The organism is Virgibacillus oceani (genome assembly GCF_014638995.1).
Lineage (GTDB): Bacteria > Bacillota > Bacilli > Bacillales > Amphibacillaceae > Virgibacillus_E > Virgibacillus_E oceani.
In genome coordinates this window covers 21,756-45,818 of the sequence record NZ_BMFR01000009.1, presented here as the reverse complement: position 1 = coordinate 45,818, position 24,063 = coordinate 21,756, and the positions used below count along the sequence as shown (strand labels likewise).

Here is a 24,063-nt window from a genome sequence, read left to right as displayed (position 1 = left end):
GAACGAAAGTGATTTTGATCCTTCTACTGTTGACCCACATTGTTTCCCTATTCGAACCTGAAATAAGATGTTGAAAGTAGCCTCGAAAATTGTTCAACGGATATTGGAAAATATGGTGATCTTCAGAGAGGATTTAAACTTCGCGCAGCACTAGCAAATTACTTATTTAATGCGGGAGGCGTTCACTATACTCCTGAACAAATCATAATTGGTAGTGGAATTGCAGATCTTAATCATATCTATAAATCTCATCCATCTCTGATCTAATCGACTCTTCTTTCTCCCTGATAGAATGGATTTTTTGTTGTATTCCTACTTGTGTTTCATTTGATCTAACTCAGTTTAGTAACGTTTGGGGTAATTTTTTTTATCACCAAATGTCTCTTTAAGGGCAGACACATAGACTGGCAATTGTTCAACGATACTCATTATCTCCCAGCAGAAGGACGGTCGTTTTGATGGTTTCCCACATAAGAATAACGAATAGTGTGCTGGTCATCTATTTAGGTAGGAAACTGGTATAGCTATGCGAAATGAATCCCATTTAATAAAAAAACCTCGTATTGTTTAATTACTTTCCGTGTTTCATCAGATAAGATAGGAATTTTAATATCGTTGGCTTCCGTGTACTGTTTAATTCCCTCTATTTTTTGTCCAGCAATTCCAATAGGCTGTATTCCTTTACTTAAAAATTCATCATAATTGTCTTTGAGCATTTCTAATTGCTTTCTATAGATCGGACACCAAGTACCACGTAAAAAAATCAGATATAGAGGATTTCCTATAAACCGCTAATGGTGTTTCCCGTTTTTTGTATGTGTATCGGTCGCCTGACGGATTGATATATCGCGTTGTTTTACAAGCGATGAGGATTTGATGTCGTTTTTTTACGTATTCTTTGTAAAAAAGTGAAAAAGGGAAGAAAAGGGGGGATTTATGAGATCCCGTGGGAAGGGATGTTTTAGTTTGTGCCATAGGGCTTAGCGGTTGGTCATAAAGCAGCAGATTTCAAGTTAGAATCAAGTCAAGGTGGATTAGTATCCTTAAAAGGATTCGTTTACGCCGTAATGAAAAATAAATAGGTAAGGGAGGAAACAACAAGCAATTACCAAATGAATTAAAATCAAAATTTAAAGAATTGAAAGTGCTTAAACATTTAAAAAATAAAGGAATAACAAAGAATATCGTCTTTTCTTGTGCTTATCTGTTTCAATTAATGTACGACTTTTATCCAATTCTATTTTCTGCATCAATGTACTTTACCCTCCTTAAATCATTACTAGAAATAGGCGGTGACAACAAAGAAGAAGAACATTTCATGAATTATTATAAATTTATTTAAAAAATCTATAGACATTTTGATTGATAATGATTATCATTATTAGCATAATATTATGCACGCGTTTTCATCAATACACCTTGGAGGTTTGAATAATGAAGAAAAAGTGGTATTCATTTTTATTAATAGTGGTATTTATAATGGTTGGGCTTGTTGGCTGTGGTACGGTCGGTGGCGATGATGAATCAGTCAACAAAGAGAAGGGGTCTGCAAGTGGGGATACAGTTACTATTGCCCACGAAATGGGCGAAACGAAAGTACCCGCAAATCCTAAGAAAATTGTTGCGTTAGAGTTTTCCTATGTTGATGCTTTAGCAGCGTTAGGTATTTCACCAATTGGAATAGCTGATGATGATGACGAAAGTCGAATTATCGCGCCAATTCAAGATAAAATCGGTGAATATACGTCTGTTGGTACAAGAAAACAACCTAGTATGGAGATTATAAGTTCCCTTCAACCGGACTTAATTATTGCGGATTTGCAGCGTCATAAGGACGTATATGAGCAACTTTCTGACATTGCACCTACAATTGTTTTGAATTCGTTAGCAGCTGATTATGAACAAATTCTTGACGATTTCCAAAAAATTTCAATTGCCGTTGGAGAAGAAGAGAAAGGTCAAGAAGTATTAGAGGCACATAAGAAACGTATTGAGGAAATCAAGTCAGAGGTTCCAGCGGATGAAGTTCGGGTTGTTCTCCCTGGTGTTGTAACGCCAGATGGGTTCTTTGCACATAACATGGATTCCTATACAGGCTCATTGCTTGAATCAATTGGTTTAAAAAACGCGATACAAGATGGCAGTGACCGCTATAATAAAATTAATCTAGAGCAAGTTGTCGAGTTTAATCCAGATGTTTTATTTTTAATGCAGGCAGGCGAAAAGACTGTTATTGACGAGTGGGCACAAAACCCACTATGGGAAAACGTAAGTGCTGTGAAAAATGACAGTGTCTATACGGTTGACCGTGATACATGGTCCAGATTTCGTGGATTAATTTCGTCAGAGGCAATTTTAGAGGAAGCTGTACAACAATTATACGGTAAGTAAAAATAGGGCGAGACTTTATCTCGCTCTTTCTCCCTTTTTTTGAAATTATGCACTAGTTTAAATAAAATTAGTAGAATGGGTTACCTGTATTCAGGCAAGAGGGGAATTTAAGCATGGAGACAAAAAGTACAACGATGAGAAAAAAAGTAATCCTATTTATTGTAACAATGCTTTTACTATTCTTAAGCATTTTGGCCAGTCTGCGCGTTGGGGCTGCGTCAATTGACTTTGGGACTATTTTTCAATCATTTTTTTCTGACCAAACTATCAAAGATTACTTAATCATCCAAGATTTACGGTTGCCGCGTACATTGATCGCTATCATCATTGGTGCTAGTCTTGCTATTGCTGGAGCGATTATGCAGGCAATTACATTAAATCCGCTTGCCTCTCCACAAATCTTTGGTGTTAACGCTGGGGCTTCATTAGTGGTTGTAGTGGGGACCATCATTCTACCAAGCATTTCACCGAGCGCATTAGTATACTTTGCGTTTTTAGGTGCTGTTTTAGGTGGATCGACCGTTTATTATATGGCGTCTGCTGGTGGTGGGACATCGCCGATAAAACTAGCACTCGCTGGGATTACAGTGCATTTATTTTTATCTGCCATTATCGAGGGTCTAATACTGTTTCATGAGGACTCAACAGAAAGTGTATTATTTTGGCTTGCCGGCGCGGTTGACGGTGCAAGCTGGGGTGATGTACAGGTTATATGGCCGTGGGCAACGGCTGGAATTGTGATTGCAGTAATATCAGCACGTCAGCTAACAATTCTTGGACTTGGTGATGACATGGCAAAGGGACTCGGACAGAATGTTGTCGTAATCCGCTTGTTACTTAGCTTACTTGTCGTGTTACTTGCTGGTGCATCGGTAGCAGTTGCTGGTCCAATTGGATTTGTTGGATTAATCATTCCACATATCGCCCGAAAATTAGTTGGGATTGACTATCGAGTAATCATCCCGTTTTCTGGATTACTTGGTTCTTTACTTTTAGTTAGCGCTGATGTGCTATCAAGGTTTATTGCATTTCCGTCTGAATCACCAGTCGGGATTGTGACCGCATTGATTGGTGCTCCCTATTTCTTATATTTAGCACGAAAAGGGGGTAAAAGGTCATGAGACGTCTATCTCCGAAAATTAAATTGGTACTTCTTATTATACTCACTCTAGTTATCGCAATAGTAGCAGTTGGTGTTGGATCGGTATTCATTAACCCTATTGATGTTATTCAGTCAATGTTTGGAGAAGTTGATGGTGGAGCTGGGTTTATTATTATGAATTACCGCTTGCCGCGAATTGTTATGGCAATCCTCGTTGGTGCTGGCCTAGGTGTTTCTGGTGCTATTATACAAGGGATTATTCGTAATCCGTTAGCTTCACCCGACGTAATTGGGATTACGAAGGGGGCTGGGCTTGCGGCAGCGATTGTCGTCTTGCTTTTCCCACAAGCACCCGTTATCATGTTGCCAATTGCTGCATTAGCAGGGGCAGCAATTATTACTGTTATTTTGTATCTTTTTGCATATAAAAAAGGCGTTAATCCATCGACATTAGCATTAGTCGGCATTGCCTTAGGGGCAATCTGTCAAGCCGGAATTCAATTTTTAATGGTTAAATTTCCGATAGAGGTCAACGCTGCACTCGTTTGGCTTACTGGTAGTATTTGGGGCAAGAGCTGGAACGATGTTTTATTATTGGCCCCGTGGATTCTCCTATTAGTTCCAGTGAGCATTTTGCTAGCAAAAAGATTGGACATTCTTAATTTAGGTGATGACGTTGCCGAAGGACTTGGTGAACCGACTGAGCGTACTCGCGGTATTTTGTTAGCAATCGCGGTCGCACTTGCTGGAGCATCTGTTGCAGTTGTCGGATCTTTAGGGTTCCTTGGTTTGATCGCTCCACATATTGCAAGGCAGCTTGTTGGAAATAGACATCAATTGTTATTACCAACCGCTGCTGTAATGGGAATGCTGCTACTATTGCTTGCTGATGGATTAGGTCGGGGATTAGCACCACCTGCAGAAATACCGGCTGGGATATTTACAGCTGTTCTTGGTGCACCGTATTTCTTATTTTTACTTCGGAAGTTGAAAGCGAAATAATTGCACAAAATGCTTGGAGTCATTTCCAAGCCTTTATTTATCTTATCCGTCCTTTTCGTTATCCAGCTCAAACAGGTGACTGAGCATGCGTTCTTTGTTTTCAAAAAATTGTTTCATAACCGTGTAATGGCCAGTCTCTTCCAGTGTTATTAGGAGGAGGTACTTCGTGTGCTTTCATTATGAGTCCAATCTCAATAATAACTTTAATGGTTATCTCTAAACCAGATTTATCTTCTCTAATGACATGTAAAGAATAATATCGTTTTTTTGGAATGTATACTCCGAAATTCGAACGTAATAATAGTTTATATTCTAGGCAATCTCAATTTATTTGAATTTAATTACATGTGACAGTCATACATTTACAAGGTCATTAAATAAAATTTCCATTTCAACAAACCCATTTATATAGTACCAATGTCAAAAGTTTTTAAGTTATAATATGGATATGAATAATCCATTAAATATAACTAAAAAACCAAAACTTACAAAAAAGGGGCAAGAAACCCGCTCTCGAATTATTGTAGCTGCCGCAGAATTGATGTATGAACAGGGCGTAGCTAGAACTACAATTGAAGACGTTCAACATAAAGCAAAAATAAGTTCATCACAGATGTATCATTATTTTAAAGAAAAAAAAGAATTGATACTGGAGGTTATTTCATACCAAACTTCAAAAATAATTGAAAACCATAGACGGTACCTTAGTGATCTTGACTCATTCGAAGCTCTATATGCGTGGAGGGATTTTATTGTAGATATTCAAATAAAACGAAATTGCGAAGGAGGATGTCCTTTAGGATCACTTGCAAGTGAATTAGTTGAAACAAATGCAGAAGTACATCAGGAAATTATGTCTAGTTTTTTTGAGTGGGAAGACAGTATACGTAAAGGTTTACGTTACATGCTTAATCGAGGTGAATTAAATTCAAATGCTGATCCTGATAAACTAGCACTTGCACTACTTGCGGCACTTCAAGGAGGCCTTTTGCTAACTCAAGTACGGCGAGATCCAAAACCAATTATCATTGCATTAGATACAATGATTGAACACATAAACTCATTCAAAAAAATATAAAAGTATTCGCATCAAGTTTATAAGGGTTGGTCACTATTAAATTTACTTTATTAATTACTTTATGCATTTCCATAATTGATTTATTCAAATTCTGAATAGCTGAAGGGACTTATTCAAGAATCTAATACATTCATTTGTTAGAAAGCTTTCGATGATTCATTTCGAATATTTTTAAACAGAAGTTGAACAAACGTAACATCTGTATGGAAATACCTTATCAACCTATCCGACACTTACTTTTGTCAAAACTTTGATGCGATAATTACTTTATTTAAAGAACCTTTAAAGGAATAAGAATACGTTCCAACCTAGAATGATTATTTTAGTTAAAAGAAGAAGAGCATCACAGAAAAAATATATTAGGCCCTTCAATTGGGGGTTTGTCCCCATTTAAAATGTTTTATACTGAGCTTAAGGAGGTTCACATGGATTATAAACTTGATCATATTGGAATTGCAGTACGTCGTTTAGATGTAAGTATATTATTTTATGAAAACGTATTGAAAGGTACACTTTTAGATCGATACAGAAGCGAGGCAAAAGGGGTAGAAAGTGAAATCGCAATTATGGAAGTAGGCGGAAATCGAATTGAATTGCTTGCTCCAACAAACAATACCACCTCCCCGATTGCACGATTTATTAATCAGAAAGGAAAAGGTGTCCATCATATTGCATACAATGTCAATGATCTCGATGAAGCGTTAAAAGAACTAGAAAATAAAGGTGTTCGAACATTGGAGGATACTTTAAGGATAAACAATCACGGAAGAAGATTAATATACTTAAATCCAGCTGACACGAATGGTACGATTATTGAGTATTGTGATTATCCGGATCAAAACTAATGTTACTTGAAAATACCATCAAATTAAAAAAGAGCCTGTTATTTGTAGGTTAGTTGCTATTTATATAAATAGGCAATGGTTTTGTGGACTAAATAACAGTTAAAAATTGTATGGAATAATAGTTATATTGAGAGGGAAAATTAAGATCGAAGAAATTAATAACCTTCATCTGAGCTTTCCTCCAGTTTTAGGATGTCAGATAAACATAATGGTGGAAAACTTAAATAACATATTACAAAAAAATATCATACTAATTATGTTGAAAATCTATAATTTGTAGGAGGTAATTAAAAATGAATAATACTGAAAAGGCTACATTTGCTGGTGGATGTTTTTGGTGCATGGTTTCACCTTTCGAAGAGTTACCGGGCATAATAGATGTTATATCGGGATATACGGGAGGTCATAAAGAGAATCCAACATACGAAGAAGTATGTTCAAATCAAACCGGACATTATGAGGCAGTACAGATAACATACGATCCAGAAAAGTTTCCATATCAAAAATTATTGCAATTGTACTGGCAACAAATAGATCCAACTGATCCGGATGGACAGTTTAACGACAGAGGAAGCTCTTATAAAACAGCCATATTCTATCACACTGAAAGTCAAAAAGCACTGGCGGAAATGTCCAAAAAGGAATTAGAAAACAGTAATAAATTTAAGAAACCAATCGTTACTGAAATAAAACCTGCTACAGAATTTTATCCAGCTGAAGAGAAACATCAAAAATATCATAAGAAAAACCCCTTTCATTATAACCTTTACAAAGAGGGGTCTGGCAGAAATTCATTTATTAAAGAAAATTGGAGGGACGGATATGGAGAAGTGATCAATAAACTAACCCCTCTTCAATATAACGTTACTCAAAAAAATGCCACAGAGCCCGCTTTTAATAATGAATTTTGGGATAATAAGGAGGATGGAATTTATGTAGATACAATTTCTGGTGAACCATTGTATAGTTCTTTAGATAAGTATGACTCAGGTTGTGGTTGGCCAAGTTTTACCAGACCCATTAAGAAAAGTGAAATTAAAGAAAAAGTTGACACATCTTACGGAATGAGACGTACAGAGGTTAGAAGTACTAAATCAGACTCTCATTTAGGACATGTTTTCGAAGATGGTCCCAAAGAACATGGTGGATTAAGGTATTGTATAAATTCCGCTGCTTTAAAGTTTATTCCAAAAGATAAATTAGAGGAAGAGGGCTATGGGGAATACACACATCTATTCACTTGAAAATTCTAGAAGGATATCTTGGTCAAGCTAACATCACTTGTGAAAATATAGTTGATTGTAAAACATTCTAAGCACCCTCTTATTTGGTATACCCTTAGGAGGGTGTTTAATATTATGAGGAAATTTAAACTTCAAAGTGTTGGCCATTATCAATTGTAAAAACTTGGCCTGTGAAAGATTTTTGAGTCAATTGAAAAAGAACAGCCTTTGCAATTTCATCTGGTGTCGAAATTCTCCTAAGTAGTAAGTTGCCCCACAAGTTGATACATCTTTTCTTAATCACCAGACCACTACATTGTATCAACTACACTTTAACAATACAAATGACAGTAGTTTAATTGCGAAACTTTTAATACGTGATCTAGTCACAATAGAAGATACTTCTATACTGCCACAACCCGTTTCTTATCAGGGTATCCTTTGAATAGGATCTCCAGAGTATTTTCGATCTGGTCGTATTGTTATTAACTGTACAATCTGATTTTCTGTCGTCAATTGCTTTTGTGGCGAGAATTAATCATTATTAAAAGAATAAAATATACCAGTATAGTACAGAATAACTCAGAGCAAATAACGATAAAACTTAAGGTGAAAAATATGGTTCTCTTTTTTAATAAACATAATAAAAAGAAATTAACAAATAAATCTAAGCCAATTAAGGTAGTTTTTGAGCAAGCTAAAAAATCCAGTGATTTTCACCAATATTCTCCTTTTGATGATTCTGACCGTCTATTAATTAGTTATTATAAGTCTATGGTCGATGTTGAAAAGGTAAATCGGCTTCTTCTGCCGTCAATTCAAAAGCACATAGGGAAAACCACCAATCTTGATGATATAAAAAATTATATACCTTTTGATGACTTACATATCGTAAAAGATGGCTCTGATGTACAAAATAAGCTTATGCAGGGCTATGCAATGATTCAACTAAACGAATTATATACACAATTTCTTGCAGTAAACATTGAAAACAATGGTCTTGGTATCCGAAAAAACAATGACACGGAAAATGAATTTACTGTTGTCGGTCCAAAGGTCGGCTTTATTGAAAACATGGATGTCAACATTCATTTATTAAGAAACAAAATTTCCATTTCTGATTTAGTTATTGAAGAGGTTATTATTGGATCTATGTCAAAAACAAAGGTGGCCATCGCATATTTGGACGGAATAACTAACCCTCAAAACATTCAAACCGTTCGACAAAGATTAAAGGATATAGATCTTGATGTTGTGTTTGATAACTCACATATTGACCAAATCCTTTCCGATAATTCAAATACGATCTTTCCGACTTTCCTATCGACTGAACGAATTGATAAAGCGGTATTTTCTCTAGTGCAAGGACAGATTGCCGTCTTATCTAATGGATCACCTTACGTAATTACTGGACCAGCCACATTGATGAATTTTTTCATTACTCCTGAAGATTATTATTTTCCCTGGATAATTGGGTCTTTCTTTCGGGTTATTCGTTACTTTAGTGTTATTTTTTCGATTTTCGCCACTCCATTGTATGTAGCCATACTAACGTTTCATTATGAAGTTATACCAGAAGTTTTACTTGGGCCACTTATTAACTCTCGAGCCAATGTCCCGTTTCCACCAGTATTGGAAGTTATTTTTATGGAACTGACGATTGAATTATTACGAGAAGCCGGTGCACGTTTACCAACAAAAGTTGGACAAACTTTAGGTATTGTAGGTGGGATAGTTATCGGACAGGCAACCGTAGAGGCTGCTCTTACCAGTAATATATTGCTTATCATTGTTGCTTTATCGGCGTTGGCGTCCTTTACAACGCCTAACTATACAATGTCAAATGCCATTCGAGTACTACGCTTTCCCTTTATAGTAACTGCAGCACTTTGGGGAGGATTAGGGATTGCAATAGGAATGGTTTTTCTTTTTGGACATCTGTTAAGGTTAAAATCTTTTGGTACACCGTATTTAGTGCCGCTATTTCCATTTAGAAGAAAGAACTTTCGAGACAGTTTTATTCGGTCATCATTCGATTATACAACGGCTCGAAGTAAATTTTTAAGACCACTCAAGATAAGAAGGTATACACCAAAGAGAGACAGGGAGGATATTAATAATGAATAATCAACGAAATATTATCAAGATTGGTTTCATGTTTACTATTACATTTCTTATATTGTCCGGTTGTAAGCGCATAAATATCATCGATCAATTACAAATTGTGACGATTCTTGGGTTTAGCAAAGAGGATGACAAGTATATTGGAACAGCTCTATATACTGACTATACGGAACAAAAGCAAGGGAAAGTTCACACATTGCAAGGGGAGGCCTCAACCGTAGAGTTAGTTCTCGACGATATAAACAGCCAATCGGAAAAACCTATACATATCGGGAAATTAATGCTACTCATCGTTAGTGAAGATATAGCTAAAGAGGATATGTCCGACATTGTCAAAACGATTTGTAGAGACCCTTTGGTCGGAACTAATCTAATTGTAGCTGTTTCAGAAATTCCACCAAAAGAAATACTTAACAAAATAAAAGAAGAAGGAAAGGGCTATCTTCCGGCACTAATTGAACAAAATTTCATTTCGAAAAATATACCTATTTCGAACCTTCATATTTTCTTATTTAATTATTATGGAAAAGGAAGAGACATCGCTGTTCCTTATCTGAAGCTAAATCAAAAAGGGAAGGTTGAGATAAACGAATATGCGGTGTTTAAAAGAGAAAAGTTGGGTCTCATTTTAAATGAAAAAGAGATGGTTCTTTATAATATTTTACAAGATAAATCCATAGGTGGTCAAGTGGCAGTTAACGTACGTAAAGATCAATTTGAAGATTTAGCTGTACTTACCATTCTTTCCGGGAAAATTATTGAATCCGTATCAAACCCTAATACGTTGCCAAGGATATCGTACAACATAACCTTAAATGGAATGGTTAGAGATTATCCAAAATGGTTGGATATGAGGAAGAAGGAAAATAATTTATTATTAGATAGGCAGTTAGAAAAAAGGTTAAAGGAAGATTTGAAACACCTTTTGTTAAAGTTCCAGGAACACAATGTTGATCCTTTGGGGGTTGGAGATTTCATAAGAGCTCATAGTGAAGAATGGAATGAAGAACAATTTTACGAAACAATCTACCCAACTATTACATTCAATGTCGATATTAATGTCGTACTGTCTAAATCAGGAATTAAACAGTAAAAATATAGGAGATTTGCAATGGATAAACAGGTAAAAGAAAGTTTAACGGTTTCCCCTTTTTTTATTTTTTTTCTGATCCATGGATCCCAAACCGGTGTGGGGATGTTGAGCTTTCAAAATGAAATAATAAAAAATGCAGAACAAGATGCATGGATTTCAGTTTTGTTGGTTGGATTCAGTTTTCATCTAATTATATGGATGATCTACTTTCTATTAAAACGTTCAACCAAAGGAGATATTTTTTCCTTACATCAACAATTATTTGGGAATTGGTTCGGAAGTATCTTAAATATCTTTCTTTATGTTTATATGATTTTAATTACCTCATCTGTCATTCGTTCCTACGTAGAAACTTTACACGTTTGGGCTTTCCCTTATATTGAGATTTGGGAGCTATCATTAATTGTTTTATTAGCAACGACATATATAGTCTTCGGGGGATTCCGAGTTGTCACAGGGATATGCTTTTGGGGTGTAGTTATACCCAGTCTTTTATTATTTACCCTTTATTACCTGTTTCCATATGCTCAATGGGATAATTTAAAACCATATTTGAACCACAGTTGGAACGACTATTTCAATTCAAGCAAAAATATAATCTATATGTATCTGGGCGTGGGTTTTTTATTGATTTATTTCCCTTTCATTAAAGATAACGTAAATTCTAAAAAATGGGCGCATATTTCTCAATTCTATACTACATTTATATATTTTATCCTTACTGTCACTTCACTTGTTTTTTTTAGTCTGGGACAGTTAGAACATATCACATGGCCGACTCTTAATTTTTCAAAAATCATCTATCTTCCCTTTATTGAAAGATTTGAATTCGTCTATATTTTTACATGGCTATTCGTGATTTTGCCTCCCTGCTGTGTCGCCCTGTGGAGTGGAACACGGATTTTAAGAAAAACAATAAATCTTAAAGCAAAATATTCATTATGGATTTCCAGTAGTATTATTTATTTAGTAGTTATTAATTTTAAAAGTCAAATAGAAGTTGAAACGTTGAATAGAGTTGTATCTCTAGCCGGCTCCATATTTTTATTTTGTTATATTCCAGTCTTATTTATATGGCTTAACATTTATAATATTTTATTTAAGAGGAAAAGATATAAACATTGAGTTTATTTTGGATAACAAGTCAACTATTTAAATTGATGGGGTTTTAGATCCAAAAGGCTTAATGGGAGATGCAACCGTAAAGCAATACTTCCAAACCCATACTATTGAAGCACTTGTTGATACTGACAAGTCTGACGAAAGGATTCAAGAAACCCAGTATTCAACATTTTAAAGGAAACAAATTTTATTAAAGCTCAATCTACTTGAAGAAGAAAATAATCTTACTGTTTGACATAGAACCCAAGAAGCTTATTCCTATTCAGTAACGTATCACACGAGAAAGCGGAACCATCCTTTCAAAATGAATTCTGGGGTCATAAAGATGAAGGGATTTATGTTGAGATTCTCTCTGGCAAACCATTATTTAGCTCTCTTGATAAATTTGATTCTGGCTGTGGATGGCCGAGCTTCACGAAGCCAATCAAGCATCAAGAGGTACTTGAAAAACTAGATATGTCCCATGGAATGAGACGGATAGAAGTAAGAAGCACGTCGGCAGATGAAAAGTAAGTGAATTTATGGAGGCAAACTTTATGACATTACATGAACAAATAGAATCGAAAATAAGTCAATTTGTAAAGAATCGCCCTAAGGAAATACAAGACGTATTTAGGAGGCTGCAGGGGATTTAGAGAAACTTACTCCTACTGATTATCTTCAGGGCAAACAGATCCAATTATCACACTATCAAGTGCGGCAGGTAAACCTGTAACCCTATATAATGAACTTAAAAAGGGTCCTGTTATATAAACCTTTTCCCCTGGGGAAATTTATTATAGAAAATATTAAACAGGCAGATATTGATGGTGGCTAATGAAATACAAGTGATTTAACATTTCTTAGGAAAAATCCTGTTTTATAATTGACAATCCAAAAAATATCCGTTAATATTTGTTTTATAAAATGGAGTAACTACTCCAAAAACAAATAAAGAAAAGGACAATTGTTAATTTATCAGCGATGGCTATCGATTACGGAGTGTAAACCATGAGCCATACGGTTCGAGTAAAGTTGCCATCAACCTGCATACGAAAGCGAGGTTATCCGAATATGTACCTAAGTGGTGTCGATTTAATTCCATCAGCCTAGGGCACACCTACTGAAGCAACGGATCCAGTGGGCGAGGCACGTGACCAACTGGCCACCCAATCTCCGACAGTCCGTCCTGCCTCGGCGAATGAGATTAATGATTATCAAAAATTTAAAAGAATGCTTGCGTTTAAAAACTAACGATGATTTAAACTAGAAATCGCTTATTATATTTCTTAGTGGATACACATTTTTTTAGGTAAAGAGCAATATAATTCAATCGGATTAGGTTTAAGTTTTTACGACATTATGTAGCATAAAATGGGCGTACGCATGGAATTTCAAACTTTACGAGTTAAAGCGGTTGTGAATGGTTTATTATTCCATCCTTCAAATTTTGATGCTACTATCCCTTTATTTCAATTCATTAATAAACTGGTATAAAATGTAAACGTTTTTGAGTAAGTAAGACTAATTTTAGGAGGGAAATGATGATATTAACTAAAATGAAGAATTTTTCATTTAAGGATTTACAAGGGAAGACTGTGTCAATCAACGATTTTAAAGGAAAAAACATATTAATTTTTATGTGGGCTTCCTGGTGACGGTGCAGGGATCAACTGCCAGGTTGGCAGGATTTTTATAATAGATATAAGCATCAAAACTTTGAAATTCTATCTGTTTCCGTTGATATTCAAGGTGTAGAAGTTGTAAAACCATATGCAGCAGATAAGGCATTCACCTCAGTAATTGATGCGGACAATTCATTAGCGAATTATTTTGGATTTAAAATAGTACCGAATGGAATTTTCGTCGATAAAAACGGTACAATTCGTTTAATTAAACAAGGATTCCATGTTTCAAATCCAATGCATTTGGACGCAGTTGAAAAACTAATACACGGAACAATAGAAAAAGTTATTTTAGATGATGAATACTATAATCCCTCCAATAATGTTAATAACATAGAAAAGCAACTTTCTGAAACGAAGTTTAAGTTAGGGATGGAATATGCGAATAACGGAAAAAAAGAAGAAGCATTAAAAGAACTAGACGAGGCTCTCTTTCTTGATACAGATAATTTTCTTATTCGAAAACAACGATGGTATATACGACATCCAGAAAAATTTTCACCCATTATTGATATTGAATGGCAACAGGAACAATTAAAAAAAGAAAAGGCACAAGAAGCCCTTTTAAAAGATGGATTAGCTTGTGGTCCCGAAGGTTGTGTACTTCCAGGTACAACTATTAAAAATGAAAATAAATAGTTACCAAAAACATTGATATTCTCCAAAAAAATATTGTTAAGATTGATTTATTAAAATGGAATGAACAATACAAACATCATGAGGTGAAACGAAGTTAATAAAAGGGGAATTCATTTAGGAGAAGGAAATGTTTCTCACCAACGTACCTTGGATGTACCAATGTACTTTTGGACATCTTAAGGAACAATAGCAGATCGATATAGAATTTGGTTTTAAGAAGGGCAATAAGCTCCGAATTTTACATTGTCGAATCCACTTGGTAAATGTGTTTCCTGTATGGAGAGTTTGAGAATCTCCGAGTAAGCGCAGAAAAACCGTCAAAAATACTCGATGGAATCAAATCATTCTTGGACGATGGTCGACATGGAGAGGTATTAATTTATTGTTGCAATGAATCTGTAGTAATTTTTCATTCTTAAATTAATACAAAACGGGAATAAGTATTTCGAATCTAGGTATCGTACAAGTAACTATTCAAATCAATAATTTATGAACTGATTTGAATAAACTTTTTAAGGAGGAAATAAAATTGGCACAACGAATTGATTATTACAATGTAGCCCCAGACCCACTTGACATCATTGGAAAAATGGATAAGCATACGCAAACTACAGATATAGACCGTAAACTTCGTGAACTCATTAGACTTCGTGCTTCTCAAATTAATGGCTGTGCACTTTGTTTGTATATGCACAATACAGCTGCCCTGAAAATGGGTGAAACAGAACAAAGAGTATATTGTATTAGTGCTTGGGAAGAGTGTGAATTCTATACAGAGGCAGAAAAAGTAGCTTTAGAGTTGACCGAGCACGTAACGTTAATCCCTACAAAACGTGTTCCAGATCAGCTTTACCAACGAGTACGTAAACACTATGACGAAAAACAGTATGTTGACCTTGTTCTAATAATTACTCAAATTAACACTTGGAATAGGATTGCTATTGCAATGGGGCATACACCAACTGAAAAATAATTACTATCAGCGAACCTCTTTTAGTATTTGTTTCGGATGCATTTAATATTATTTTTATTTTCAGCAATCGGTCGCTTTAATGGAAGTAACGGGAAATCCATTGGTCCGAAGGGAAAAATGGAGAAAGACTTTTTAGCCGTTCGATAAATACCAAACTTAACTATCGCTAATGGCGGAGGAGGAAACAATCATGTTTAAGTTATTCGAAGCTTTCGGTCAAAAAATTGAGACCATCGGAACAAAGTTTTTGTTTATTGCACTGGCCATCGTTTATATTTGGATTGGCGCGATGAAATTCACGGTCTACGAAGCAAATGGGATTGCCCCACTTGTAAGCAACAGCCCAGTACTTGGATGGCTTTATAACTATTTTTCAATTCATACGTTTTCTTCTCTATTGGGCATATTAGAATTATTAGTCGGCCTACTCATTCTCAGCCGCTTTGTGTCTGCAAAGCTGTCAGCTGTTGGAGCGTTTCTTTCCTGCATTCTATTTCTGACGACACTGAGTTTCATGGTCTCAACACCGGGTGTTTTTGAGCCGAGCCTCGGTTTCCCCGCCCTTTCTGTGGCGCCGGGTCAATTTCTGTTGAAGGATCTAGTCTTTCTGGGCGCTTCAGTGTTTGCCTTGGGCGAGTCACTGAAGGCGGCTAGACGTTGAACGTTTCATGAAACACGGGAGATGCGCTAACCGGATGTAGGAAAATAAACAGATCATTTGATGGTTCCGAATGTTTATGTTTTGTTTCAATTTATTAAAGGTACATCGTGTATTCTAAAAAAAAATCAATTTATATGACGAATATGAAGCTATAATATATAAATTAAGGATAATATAAATCAGGCATCTTGTAATCGATGTGCCATGATTTATATTTTTTTTGAGGTGATGAGATTGGAAACCGTAACATTTGGAATGGGTTGCTTTTGGGGGCCAGAGGCGCGTTTTGGATACCATTCAGGGATTCTTAGAACGAGAGTCGGGTACACAGGTGGAAAAGAAGGTCAACCGACCTCAAAAAACACACTGGACTACACGGAGGTTTTACAAGTCCAGTTTAACACAGAGTTTTTAAGCTTAGAGCAAATCGTAAATCAATTTTTTAAGCAACATAATACAACAAGAGCACCTCGTTCCATGAAGTATCGATCTTTATTGTTGTTTGAAAACGAAGAGCAGAAGAGTGAAATGCTTCAAAAATTAGAAGAGATTAAACATATCAATGGGAACAGCTATACCTCTGTGGAGCCCCTACATTCATTTTACGAAGCAGGCCTTCATGATCAAAAGTATTACCTTCAGAGGTGGAAACCGGTCTATGAGAAGTGGCAGGATCTACATGTTGAAAAGGAGTCACTAGTTGAATCAACCTTAGCTGATAGGCTAAATGGTCTTTCAAAGGGTTGTGGTTCACTAGAAGAACTGATGCAAGAGTATCCGGATTCAGCCTACGATTCACTTTGTTCGGTTATCCGGGAAGTGAGTGAGAATTTGAAAGAGCACTCAGAGGATATGTGTGGGTTAGATTAATAGAAAAGAATGAAAAGAAGCCCTGTTATTAGGGCTGCTTTAACTTATAGGTTTCTTAAAGCACTTAAAACGTCATAAGGCTCCAAACGAGACATGAAGTTAGGACTGACATACCTAAAGCGAATTTCACCTGTTTCTTCAATCATAAACGTAGACGGTACTGGTATGATCCAGTTTGCTTTACCATTGAAGGATTCTAAATCTAAGCATATATTTAAATAGGCATCTTTCCACAAGAGCTTGAACAAATGCGCGCAGGTGGCATCATAAAACGATGGAGAGCTGGCTTCCTTGCATAGAAATCTATGCTCACAGAGGCTCCTTGTCTAGCCTTCTAATTATAATAAATTATTCAGTTAGGAAATTAACTTTTTTGTGTCCAAGATATTGACCTAGATTCACTTGGATGTTAGATCGTTTTTGTGGCGTGTATATAATTTAACCTTTCCATCGAATTTTGATGGGGATAGTCTTATTCAATCAAGTTTTAATTCACATAAAAGGTCTGAATCTGGAAAAGATTTCATTCGATTTATGAAGCAGTATAGGAGAAACGTACATATAAATCACCCCAACTATAATTTTGGGGTATTTCAGTATGAGAGTAATTAATAGGTTTCGGAATTAGAGGGACAACTTATATTACGACAGATAAATCAGGACATGTCTGCCTCGTAGGTATGAGGAATGTTATCTATATGAGGTACCTTTCAAGTGCCACACTCAAAAAATATTACGGTTTTAATGGTTCTAGGGGCTCAATCAAAACTTTTCCGTCCATGATAACAGTTTGCGGTTCTTTTTCCAGAGCAAGTGTCATACCGATTATTTTGGGAGTTAACGGTTGATTCTCTTTTTTAGGAAGTACATTTAATGATCCTGAGGGCTCAAGGATCGCAAATTCAACATCTGCAGTACGAAAAATATTCTTATCTCGTAATTTTTCAAGTAAATCGTCTGTCGAGTAACGTTCTATTTTTAAATTGTCCTCCATAATTTTACCGTCTTGAATAAGTATCGAACTTTTCCTTGTGTGATATTACGAGATGTTTTGCTTTTTAAAGATAGTAGTTCGAATGCAAATGGAATAACAAACCAGACTCCCGCTGCTATTAATCCGTGAAACACACTACCATCTAATTCTGTTGCAACAAATGCAACAATACTACCAATAACAAAACATGTAATGTATTCGAAAACATTCATTTCTGATAATTGTTTTTTTTCAAGCCATTTTGTTAAGAAAAAAAGCACAATTAATGAGCCTATGGAACGTAACAATATATTTAACCATTCTGGCATCGTCTTCACATATCCTTTCAAACATCAGTTCACTCAACTTTTATACTGCGGTTCTTCCTGGCCAAGTCGAATTACTTGTTTTTGTAAATCATCCTTTACTTCTGAAATAATTTCCTATACATCGATAAATGCATCTCTTGCTTGGTCATTTTGTGTTTTACTTGCTAAAATACCAAATGTTGCAACAGAACTTTTTAAAGAAAAAAACATGCTTCAACCTGCGATCCAACAGTCATTTCTACACTTCTTTTCGAGGGGGGAATCAATTATCCTTTTGGCTTAAATATAAGGGCTCCAAGCATACCGAAAATAATTGCTGCGGAAATACTTGAACTGGTTACCTCGAACATACCGGTTATGACACCAACAAGACCGTGTTTTTCAACCTCGGCCATTGCTCCATGAACAAGAGAGTTGCCAAAACTGGTTATCGGGACGGTAGCTCCGGCTCCGGCAAAATCGATTAGAGGTTCATATAGTCCTAATCCGTCCAAAATCACTCCAACCACAACTAGAATACTTAACGTGTGACCTGGAGTCAGTTTGAATACATCAAACATGATTTATCCAATAACACAGATAATCCCTCCGACAACGAATGCCCAAAAAAATATCATGATAGATCACTTCCTGATTCGATAGAAACTGCATGTGCAATACAAGGTATTGGATCTTTTTGTTGCACACTTAAAGTTGAATGTAGTGCACCTGTTGCTACTACAAGAATGCGGTTAATCTCACCTTGCTTCATTAAATTTTAAAAATGCCCATAGGTGACAACAGCTGAGCATGTTGAACCACTTGCACCGGCAAGAACAGGCTGCCCTTCGCGATAAATTTTTAGACCACAATCAACTTACTGTTGTTCAGAAATCTGTAAACCCTCTTTATTCATTAGGTCTAATGAAACATCTCTTCCGATATGACCAAGATCTCCAGTAATAATGGGGTCTTAATAGGAGGCATCTACGTCTCTCTCTTTTAAATGGGCCGCAATTGTATCAGCAAACAGCTGGAGCCATCACCCCACCGATGATAAATGGATCTGACATTCCCATATCTACAACCTTACCTATTGTTGCTGAAATTATATTAGGACCATTGTCTTCTCTTGTGATTAGAGCTAGGCCAGCACCAGTTACGGTCCATTGGGCTGTTGGTGGCTTTTGACCACCGTATTCTGTGGGTTGACGAAATTGCTTTTCGACTGCATATTATGGCTAGCACTTCCGCTTAGTATATAATTAGCACCTTCGCCATTAATAAGAAATGCTGATAATGCTAAACTCTCCATCGATGTCGCACAAGCACTAAAAAATCCAAATTAGGGAAGACCCATTGTTTTGGCATAAAAAAATCGGACTATTTTTAACTGCGAACTGACAAGCTTCCTCCATCATTGTTTGTTGTGGTTGTGCTTTTTCAAACGATGCTTGCTTTAACCAGATATCGTCATGAAAGTAGATCAAAGTCATTAGGAATATTCCCATTAGCTTCAAAAGGACCACCTACAGTGGCAGTTGAAAGGATAGTTGGTTTATTTTTAAAAATCCAGGTTCAATGTCCAGTTAGCATTACAATCCACCCCATTGAATTAAAATTGTTTTTATTAAGGCAACGATAAATGCAGAGAAGACACCAAATACGATTACAGATCCAGCTAATTTGAAAATGTTTCCTCCAACTCCAAGGACAAATCCTTCTGTTCGATGTTCAATTGCAGCGGAGATTACAGCATTACGAAATCCTGTAACTGATACCGCGGAACCACCGCCAGCAAATTGTCGAATTCGATTATAAATTCCGAATCCAGTTAAAAGCATTGTAATAAAAATAAGTGTAGCTGAAGTAGGATTTCCGGCAGTTTGTTCCGTAAAATCAAAAAAATAAATGTAAGTAGTTGATATTAGTTGGCCGAGAAATCAAATAAATCCACCTACAAGAAATGTTTTATACAATTTTTTAGTATTGGCCGTTTGACTTCTCTTTGTTGCTGGAAAGCTTGATACTCTTGAGATGATGGTGGTAAATTCTTCTTTTTCTTATCTGCCATTTTCAAATCCACTCTTTTCGTTATGTTTGTTCCTTCATTAAGTTAATAATGTGTTTCGATTTCTTTTTTATTTTTTATGTTTGGGTATTTTTTCTTTAGTTCTTTTGCATATTTTTTACGTATATCCGTTAGTTGAAATCGTTTATTATGATGAACTTTAATAGCTACAACTAAATCTTTATCCGAAATGACGCGTTGATAGACGTTATTTCATCATGTTTACTAAGAGTTTTTTGCCTTATTTACCTTTTGTTGGTCGACAAATTTATTATTAGCAATTTTGGTGTATTCAACGTCTTGAACGTCATTTTTGGCTACGTTAGATTCACTTTCAGGACTACAACCAAATAAAAAAACATCAGTCCAAAATATATAATAAGTCGTTTAACGTAAATGTTGATCACCTTCTGTATGGATATGTAGGAGCGAGGTTGTAACTCATCCAACCTCGCAAAATCCTTTATTGTTGTTTGTATTGTGGTTCTTCTTGTTCTATTTGCGTAACTCTCGGTTCTACATTTTGTAATATTGCTTGTGTTTGCGTTGCAGCATCTTGGTATAGTTGTTTTGCTTGTTTATTTTGTGTTTGAAGGGCAAATTGTTCGAAGCTTGCTTGAGCGCTTTTTAGTCCAGCAATAGTTTGTTTAACTTGTGAAGCAACCGTCATGAATTTTCCTCCTTTTTTAACCTATCTTTCATTAGTTATAATTGTATTTTGTTTATATAAATATACTCTTTGTTTTTTCCCTATATATGTTTAAATTGTATATAATAAGAAAAATGTCTGACAAATAATTTTAAACATTTAACTGACTTGTTTCGTCACATATAGTAAGGGGTTTTTGGAGATGCAATAAATATGAAGAAAATAAAAATAGGGGTCGACGCTGCTAAAATACCTAACTAACAGGGGGGACGTATGTTTTGATTGTGGAGCAAGGTTTTGTATTAATGGAAGGGAAATGGTAATTGATCACGTAGAAAGCTTAACTTTTGAATAGAACAAAACAGCACTTTTTTTGTATAAGTGCTGTTCTGTTCTCAGCTTGTAGTGAAACTAAGTGTTTTTTCTCTACAAGCTTTTTTATATCATCTTGGTTTCAACATTTTTTTAATAGTAAAGAAAATAAGCTCTCACACACGTAGCCAAGCTTAGCTAGAACAAAATCACGAATTCTTTTAATGTAATTTATCAAGAAAATACATACGATGAGAAAAAACACAAAAGCTTATTTCAACAATTTTATCATCAACTTGCAAGTTATCACCTGAACCGAGATCAGAATATGAGGAAATATACATGGTCAGACCAAATGATTCGAAAATAAAGCACCCCATTTAGAATGGACGTTATATAATTAGGGTATTCGGAAAATAGTGTGGAAAGAGGGCTAAAAAGAACCCTCCTCCATTGCCTTAGTCAGTGTGGAAAAATCAGCACCATAGATTTATTCATACATCCATTCATAGCCAGTTTGTGACCAATCTGGGAATTGATCAGGTAACATTTTTCCGAAAGTAACTTCAACTTCTTTGAATTTCTTTTTCTTTTTAACTTTACGATAGCCTTGTGTGAATAAAATCTTTGCTCTGAGAGCTTCAAAAGAGTATCCACGGCCAATATGATTCATTGTCTTAATTAAGCGATTTAGGGACTCTGTATAGGCGTTTGTAATGGGTGAATTGAAATAATTGAATATCTCTTCTTCCCAGTTGTTCATTGCCTTAATCAGATCCTCAAAATAGGTAATTAATTTTTTAGGAACATTTGAAAGCCAGTTTTGATACAGTTTATAGGCTTCCTTCAGTGATTCAGCTTCATAAATGTCAAAGAACTGCTCCTTAAGTTCGTATGCTTGACTAAGTAACGGGAATTTATCAGTCCATACTTGCAACCTAATTTGATCATCGAAATCGTTTAGATCCTTTCGTCTAGTAAGAAGCGCATAGCGATCTCTCATAAGTTGTCTGCGTTCTTTGGCTGACACATTTTGACGGTTAGCTTTTCGGATTTTTTCTAACGCTTCATTGGCTAATTTAACAACATGAAACTTGTCGATTACGATTTTGACATGTGGTATCACTGTATTAACAGCACTTTTATAAGGATTCCACATATCCATTGCTACAAGTTCAATTTTATCAATATCTTGGAGTTTTGAAAGGTAACTGATAACAGTATCTTTATTACGTTTTCGTAAAATATCAATTACAGACTTGTTTTCAACGTCTGTAATGACACAACGATAGTTCTTAAGCAAATGGACTTCATCAATACCAAGCCATTTGGGAATTCTAAGGTCTGTTTGGGATTCAAGCTCTCCCACATAGTCATTAAAGATATTTCGGACGGTCTTTTCATCAACCCCGATTTCTTCTGCAATACTGGTAAAGGTCTTTTCAAGACTTGCTTGTTGAATCCAATCTATAAGCCTGTTAGTAACAGAACGACTGACATCCATATCAGGAAGATCTTCAAAGAAGGTTTCTTTGCATTCCAGACATCTGTACCGTTGTCGTTTAGTAATTAAGCCTACACGTTTTCCGTGCATAGGCAGATCAAAGAATAGTTGATCTTTCTTACCATGCTTGTAAAGATTAGGAAATGTGCCGCATTTAGGACAATGTGAAGGTGGTGGAGTATTTTGTTGACTTAAAATAAAGTCTGATAATTTATAAAAAAGATTGATAATTTAAAACAAAGTTTGATAAAACCCATGAGTAAAATATAGGGTTTTTCTTTTAAACTTTAAACTCCAGCTGTATTGTTCAATTAAAGGGCCAGATTGTGGAGTAAACTCTTATATTACGTAGTAGATTGATAATGTGCAACAATGATATTTTGGTATTTATTGATTTAACAGCAATGATGATCGAAGAGTAAAATTTTTTATTTATTCAACAAACGGTCCATTTAATTGAAAAAGAAAATGGGTTAATGGATAATAAGCGTAAAGAATAAACATTGGTTACAGGAACCTGAAATTACCCTTTAATTCGAAGTAGCTGGAGGTAAATTATTATGGAACAATTTAAACTAACAAAAAGCTTTTCATCATCATTCGGACAAATTAGCTACGACATCAAGGGAGAAGGTCCACCTATTATCCTTGTCCATGGAACCCCATGGTCATCGTTTAACTGGCGACATATCATTCCCGCACTAAGTCAATGGTTTACTGTGTACTTTTATGATCTTTTGGGTTACGGACAGTCTGAAAAGCCGGATGGGGATGTTTCACTTGGAGTCCAGAACAAGATTTTCTCAGAACTTCTCAATTATTGGGAACTGAAAAACCCTATTGTGATCGGACATGATTTCGGGGGGACCACCGTTTTAAGAACACATCTTTTGGACAAACGGGAATTTGAAAAAATAATAGTTATTGATCCTGTCGCTGTTGCGCCGTGGGGTTCTTCTTTTTTCTCACATGTGAACAAATATGAAACAGCCTTTCAGGGAATTCCCGAGTACATTCATAAGGCAATGGTTTCAACCTATGTCCAGGGAGCAAAATATAAGTCAATGGACGAGGAGACATTAGAGGGAATCATTAACCCTTGGCTGGGTTCAAAGGGGCGAAGTGCATTTTATCGTCAAATTGCACAGGCAGACCAAAGATATACAGACGAAATCGAACCATTTTACAACGAAATCAAAGAACCTGTCCTCATAATTTGGGGGGAACAAGACAGTTGGATTCCAATTGAAAAAGGAAATAAATTGCATGATAAAATTAAAACATCAGAATTTGTTTCGGTTCCCAATGCGGGGCATTTAGTACAGGAAGATCAACCTGCCGAACTTGTGTCATATATACTAAAGTTCCTCGTTACTTAAGAGTAAACTGTTCTAATTTGTTTCTCTGCAATCGGGCGTTTTACTGAATAAGAAGAAAAGAGTTGCTGCACATTACAAGG

General features: G+C 35.7%; 22 protein-coding genes and 5 pseudogenes. 18 read left to right on the top strand and 9 right to left on the bottom strand.

Features of this window, described 5'->3' with window-relative positions; translation table 11 throughout:
• Positions 1–524: 524 nt before the first annotated feature.
• Positions 525–785, bottom strand: coding sequence for a redoxin domain-containing protein (locus IEV74_RS11705; RefSeq protein WP_188455636.1), 261 nt, complete (start codon positions 783–785; stop codon positions 525–527).
• Between the two features lie 649 nt (positions 786–1,434).
• Here IEV74_RS11705 and IEV74_RS11700 point away from each other — a divergent pair.
• From IEV74_RS11700 to msrA, 6 genes are all read left to right on the top strand, one after another.
• Entirely contained in the window at positions 1,435–2,391 is a 957-nt protein-coding gene (locus IEV74_RS11700) for an ABC transporter substrate-binding protein (protein ID WP_188455557.1), read from the top strand.
• Between the two features lie 113 nt (positions 2,392–2,504).
• A complete protein-coding gene (locus tag IEV74_RS11695) occupies positions 2,505–3,512 on the top strand; it encodes a FecCD family ABC transporter permease (RefSeq protein ID WP_308418994.1) in 1,008 nt (335 codons plus the stop codon).
• Positions 3,509–4,495: a FecCD family ABC transporter permease gene (locus IEV74_RS11690; protein ID WP_188455556.1), complete on the top strand. Its 987-nt coding sequence runs from the start codon at positions 3,509–3,511 to the stop codon at positions 4,493–4,495. Before IEV74_RS11695 ends, IEV74_RS11690 begins: the two co-directional genes overlap by 4 nt.
• Positions 4,496–4,943: 448 nt before the next feature.
• Complete coding sequence (locus IEV74_RS11685; protein ID WP_188455634.1) at positions 4,944–5,573, top strand: TetR/AcrR family transcriptional regulator; 630 nt, start codon at positions 4,944–4,946, stop codon at positions 5,571–5,573.
• Between the two features lie 425 nt (positions 5,574–5,998).
• Positions 5,999–6,418, top strand: coding sequence for a VOC family protein (locus IEV74_RS11680; protein ID WP_188455555.1), 420 nt, complete (start codon positions 5,999–6,001; stop codon positions 6,416–6,418).
• 293 nt (positions 6,419–6,711) lie between these two features.
• A complete protein-coding gene (msrA, locus tag IEV74_RS11675; protein ID WP_188455554.1) occupies positions 6,712–7,662 on the top strand; it encodes a peptide-methionine (S)-S-oxide reductase MsrA in 951 nt (316 codons plus the stop codon).
• Between the two features lie 124 nt (positions 7,663–7,786).
• Here the strand turns inward: msrA and IEV74_RS19735 are convergent.
• Positions 7,787–7,937 (bottom strand): annotated as a pseudogene (locus IEV74_RS19735) (3-ketoacyl-ACP reductase); the annotation flags it as partial.
• 322 nt (positions 7,938–8,259) lie between these two features.
• Between IEV74_RS19735 and IEV74_RS11670 the strand changes: the two are divergent.
• The 10 genes and pseudogenes from IEV74_RS11670 (at position 8,260) to IEV74_RS11630 (ending at position 16,787) form a co-directional block, all read left to right on the top strand.
• Positions 8,260–9,768, top strand: coding sequence for a spore germination protein (locus IEV74_RS11670; RefSeq protein WP_188455633.1), 1,509 nt, complete (start codon positions 8,260–8,262; stop codon positions 9,766–9,768).
• Positions 9,761–10,858, top strand: a complete 1,098-nt coding sequence (locus tag IEV74_RS11665; protein ID WP_188455553.1) for a Ger(x)C family spore germination protein — start codon at positions 9,761–9,763, stop codon at positions 10,856–10,858. Before IEV74_RS11670 ends, IEV74_RS11665 begins: the two co-directional genes overlap by 8 nt.
• Positions 10,859–10,876: 18 nt before the next feature.
• Positions 10,877–11,983, top strand: coding sequence for a GerAB/ArcD/ProY family transporter (locus IEV74_RS11660; RefSeq protein WP_188455552.1), 1,107 nt, complete (start codon positions 10,877–10,879; stop codon positions 11,981–11,983).
• A gap of 282 nt (positions 11,984–12,265) precedes the next feature.
• A pseudogene (locus tag IEV74_RS11655) lies at positions 12,266–12,484 on the top strand (peptide-methionine (R)-S-oxide reductase); the annotation flags it as partial.
• 1,019 nt (positions 12,485–13,503) lie between these two features.
• The gene (locus IEV74_RS20010; protein ID WP_099158258.1) at positions 13,504–13,617 is read left to right on the top strand and encodes a TlpA family protein disulfide reductase; all 114 of its coding nucleotides are present in this window, start codon (positions 13,504–13,506) and stop codon (positions 13,615–13,617) included.
• Positions 13,618–13,632: 15 nt separating this feature from the next.
• Positions 13,633–13,839 (top strand): annotated as a pseudogene (locus IEV74_RS19935) (thioredoxin domain-containing protein); the annotation flags it as partial.
• A gap of 48 nt (positions 13,840–13,887) precedes the next feature.
• Positions 13,888–14,283, top strand: coding sequence for a hypothetical protein (locus IEV74_RS19725; protein WP_229683161.1), 396 nt, complete (start codon positions 13,888–13,890; stop codon positions 14,281–14,283).
• 529 nt (positions 14,284–14,812) lie between these two features.
• On the top strand, positions 14,813–15,256 hold the full coding sequence (locus IEV74_RS11640) for a carboxymuconolactone decarboxylase family protein (protein WP_188455551.1): 444 nt from the start codon (positions 14,813–14,815) through the stop codon (positions 15,254–15,256).
• Between the two features lie 190 nt (positions 15,257–15,446).
• The gene (locus IEV74_RS11635) at positions 15,447–15,917 is read left to right on the top strand and encodes a YkgB family protein (protein WP_229683152.1); all 471 of its coding nucleotides are present in this window, start codon (positions 15,447–15,449) and stop codon (positions 15,915–15,917) included.
• Positions 15,918–16,151: 234 nt separating this feature from the next.
• Positions 16,152–16,787 (top strand): peptide-methionine (S)-S-oxide reductase, encoded by a 636-nt coding sequence (locus tag IEV74_RS11630; protein WP_188455549.1) that lies wholly within the window; start codon positions 16,152–16,154, stop codon positions 16,785–16,787.
• A 733-nt stretch (positions 16,788–17,520) separates the two neighbouring features.
• Here the strand turns inward: IEV74_RS11630 and IEV74_RS19720 are convergent.
• The 6 genes and pseudogenes from IEV74_RS19720 to IEV74_RS11605 form a co-directional block, all read right to left on the bottom strand.
• Entirely contained in the window at positions 17,521–17,781 is a 261-nt protein-coding gene (locus IEV74_RS19720) for a DUF421 domain-containing protein (protein WP_229683151.1), read from the bottom strand.
• Complete coding sequence (locus IEV74_RS19715; RefSeq protein WP_229683150.1) at positions 17,766–18,089, bottom strand: DUF421 domain-containing protein; 324 nt, start codon at positions 18,087–18,089, stop codon at positions 17,766–17,768. Before IEV74_RS19715 ends, IEV74_RS19720 begins: the two co-directional genes overlap by 16 nt.
• Before the next feature lie 266 nt (positions 18,090–18,355).
• Complete coding sequence (gene spoVAE, locus IEV74_RS11620) at positions 18,356–18,649, bottom strand: stage V sporulation protein AE (protein ID WP_229683149.1); 294 nt, start codon at positions 18,647–18,649, stop codon at positions 18,356–18,358.
• Positions 18,650–18,702: 53 nt separating this feature from the next.
• Positions 18,703–19,640, bottom strand: a pseudogene (locus IEV74_RS11615) (beta-ketoacyl-[acyl-carrier-protein] synthase family protein).
• A 23-nt stretch (positions 19,641–19,663) separates the two neighbouring features.
• Positions 19,664–20,142: pseudogene (gene spoVAC, locus IEV74_RS11610) on the bottom strand (stage V sporulation protein AC).
• 460 nt (positions 20,143–20,602) lie between these two features.
• On the bottom strand, positions 20,603–20,809 hold the full coding sequence (locus IEV74_RS11605) for a DUF1657 domain-containing protein (protein ID WP_099158263.1): 207 nt from the start codon (positions 20,807–20,809) through the stop codon (positions 20,603–20,605).
• Between the two features lie 499 nt (positions 20,810–21,308).
• Here IEV74_RS11605 and IEV74_RS20080 point away from each other — a divergent pair, with 499 nt between their 5' ends.
• The gene (locus IEV74_RS20080; RefSeq protein WP_506016885.1) at positions 21,309–21,470 is read left to right on the top strand and encodes a hypothetical protein; all 162 of its coding nucleotides are present in this window, start codon (positions 21,309–21,311) and stop codon (positions 21,468–21,470) included.
• A gap of 120 nt (positions 21,471–21,590) precedes the next feature.
• On the opposite strand, the gene IEV74_RS11600 is transcribed toward IEV74_RS20080, so the two are convergent.
• Positions 21,591–22,832: an ISL3 family transposase gene (locus tag IEV74_RS11600; protein WP_373284341.1), complete on the bottom strand. Its 1,242-nt coding sequence runs from the start codon at positions 22,830–22,832 to the stop codon at positions 21,591–21,593.
• Positions 22,833–23,164: 332 nt separating this feature from the next.
• Between IEV74_RS11600 and IEV74_RS11595 the strand changes: the two genes are divergently transcribed.
• On the top strand, positions 23,165–23,983 hold the full coding sequence (locus IEV74_RS11595; RefSeq protein ID WP_188455548.1) for an alpha/beta fold hydrolase: 819 nt from the start codon (positions 23,165–23,167) through the stop codon (positions 23,981–23,983).
• Positions 23,984–24,063: the final 80 nt, after the last annotated feature.

Coding starts and splice junctions, on each gene's coding strand:
- IEV74_RS11660 (WP_188455552.1), top strand. CDS start 10,877: ATGGATAAACAGGTAAAAGAAAGTTTAACGGTTTCCCCTTTTTTTATT.
- IEV74_RS11670 (WP_188455633.1), top strand. CDS start 8,260: ATGGTTCTCTTTTTTAATAAACATAATAAAAAGAAATTAACAAATAAA.
- IEV74_RS19720 (WP_229683151.1), bottom strand. CDS start 17,781: ATGGAGGACAATTTAAAAATAGAACGTTACTCGACAGACGATTTACTT.
- IEV74_RS11635 (WP_229683152.1), top strand. CDS start 15,447: ATGTTTAAGTTATTCGAAGCTTTCGGTCAAAAAATTGAGACCATCGGA.
- IEV74_RS11685 (WP_188455634.1), top strand. CDS start 4,944: ATGAATAATCCATTAAATATAACTAAAAAACCAAAACTTACAAAAAAG.
- IEV74_RS11595 (WP_188455548.1), top strand. CDS start 23,165: ATGGAACAATTTAAACTAACAAAAAGCTTTTCATCATCATTCGGACAA.
- IEV74_RS11680 (WP_188455555.1), top strand. CDS start 5,999: ATGGATTATAAACTTGATCATATTGGAATTGCAGTACGTCGTTTAGAT.
- IEV74_RS11665 (WP_188455553.1), top strand. CDS start 9,761: ATGAATAATCAACGAAATATTATCAAGATTGGTTTCATGTTTACTATT.
- msrA (WP_188455554.1), top strand. CDS start 6,712: ATGAATAATACTGAAAAGGCTACATTTGCTGGTGGATGTTTTTGGTGC.
- IEV74_RS11700 (WP_188455557.1), top strand. CDS start 1,435: ATGAAGAAAAAGTGGTATTCATTTTTATTAATAGTGGTATTTATAATG.
- IEV74_RS11690 (WP_188455556.1), top strand. CDS start 3,509: ATGAGACGTCTATCTCCGAAAATTAAATTGGTACTTCTTATTATACTC.
- IEV74_RS11605 (WP_099158263.1), bottom strand. CDS start 20,809: ATGACGGTTGCTTCACAAGTTAAACAAACTATTGCTGGACTAAAAAGC.
- IEV74_RS19715 (WP_229683150.1), bottom strand. CDS start 18,089: ATGCCAGAATGGTTAAATATATTGTTACGTTCCATAGGCTCATTAATT.
- IEV74_RS11695 (WP_308418994.1), top strand. CDS start 2,505: ATGGAGACAAAAAGTACAACGATGAGAAAAAAAGTAATCCTATTTATT.
- spoVAE (WP_229683149.1), bottom strand. CDS start 18,649: ATGTTTGATGTATTCAAACTGACTCCAGGTCACACGTTAAGTATTCTA.
- IEV74_RS20010 (WP_099158258.1), top strand. CDS start 13,504: ATGATATTAACTAAAATGAAGAATTTTTCATTTAAGGATTTACAAGGG.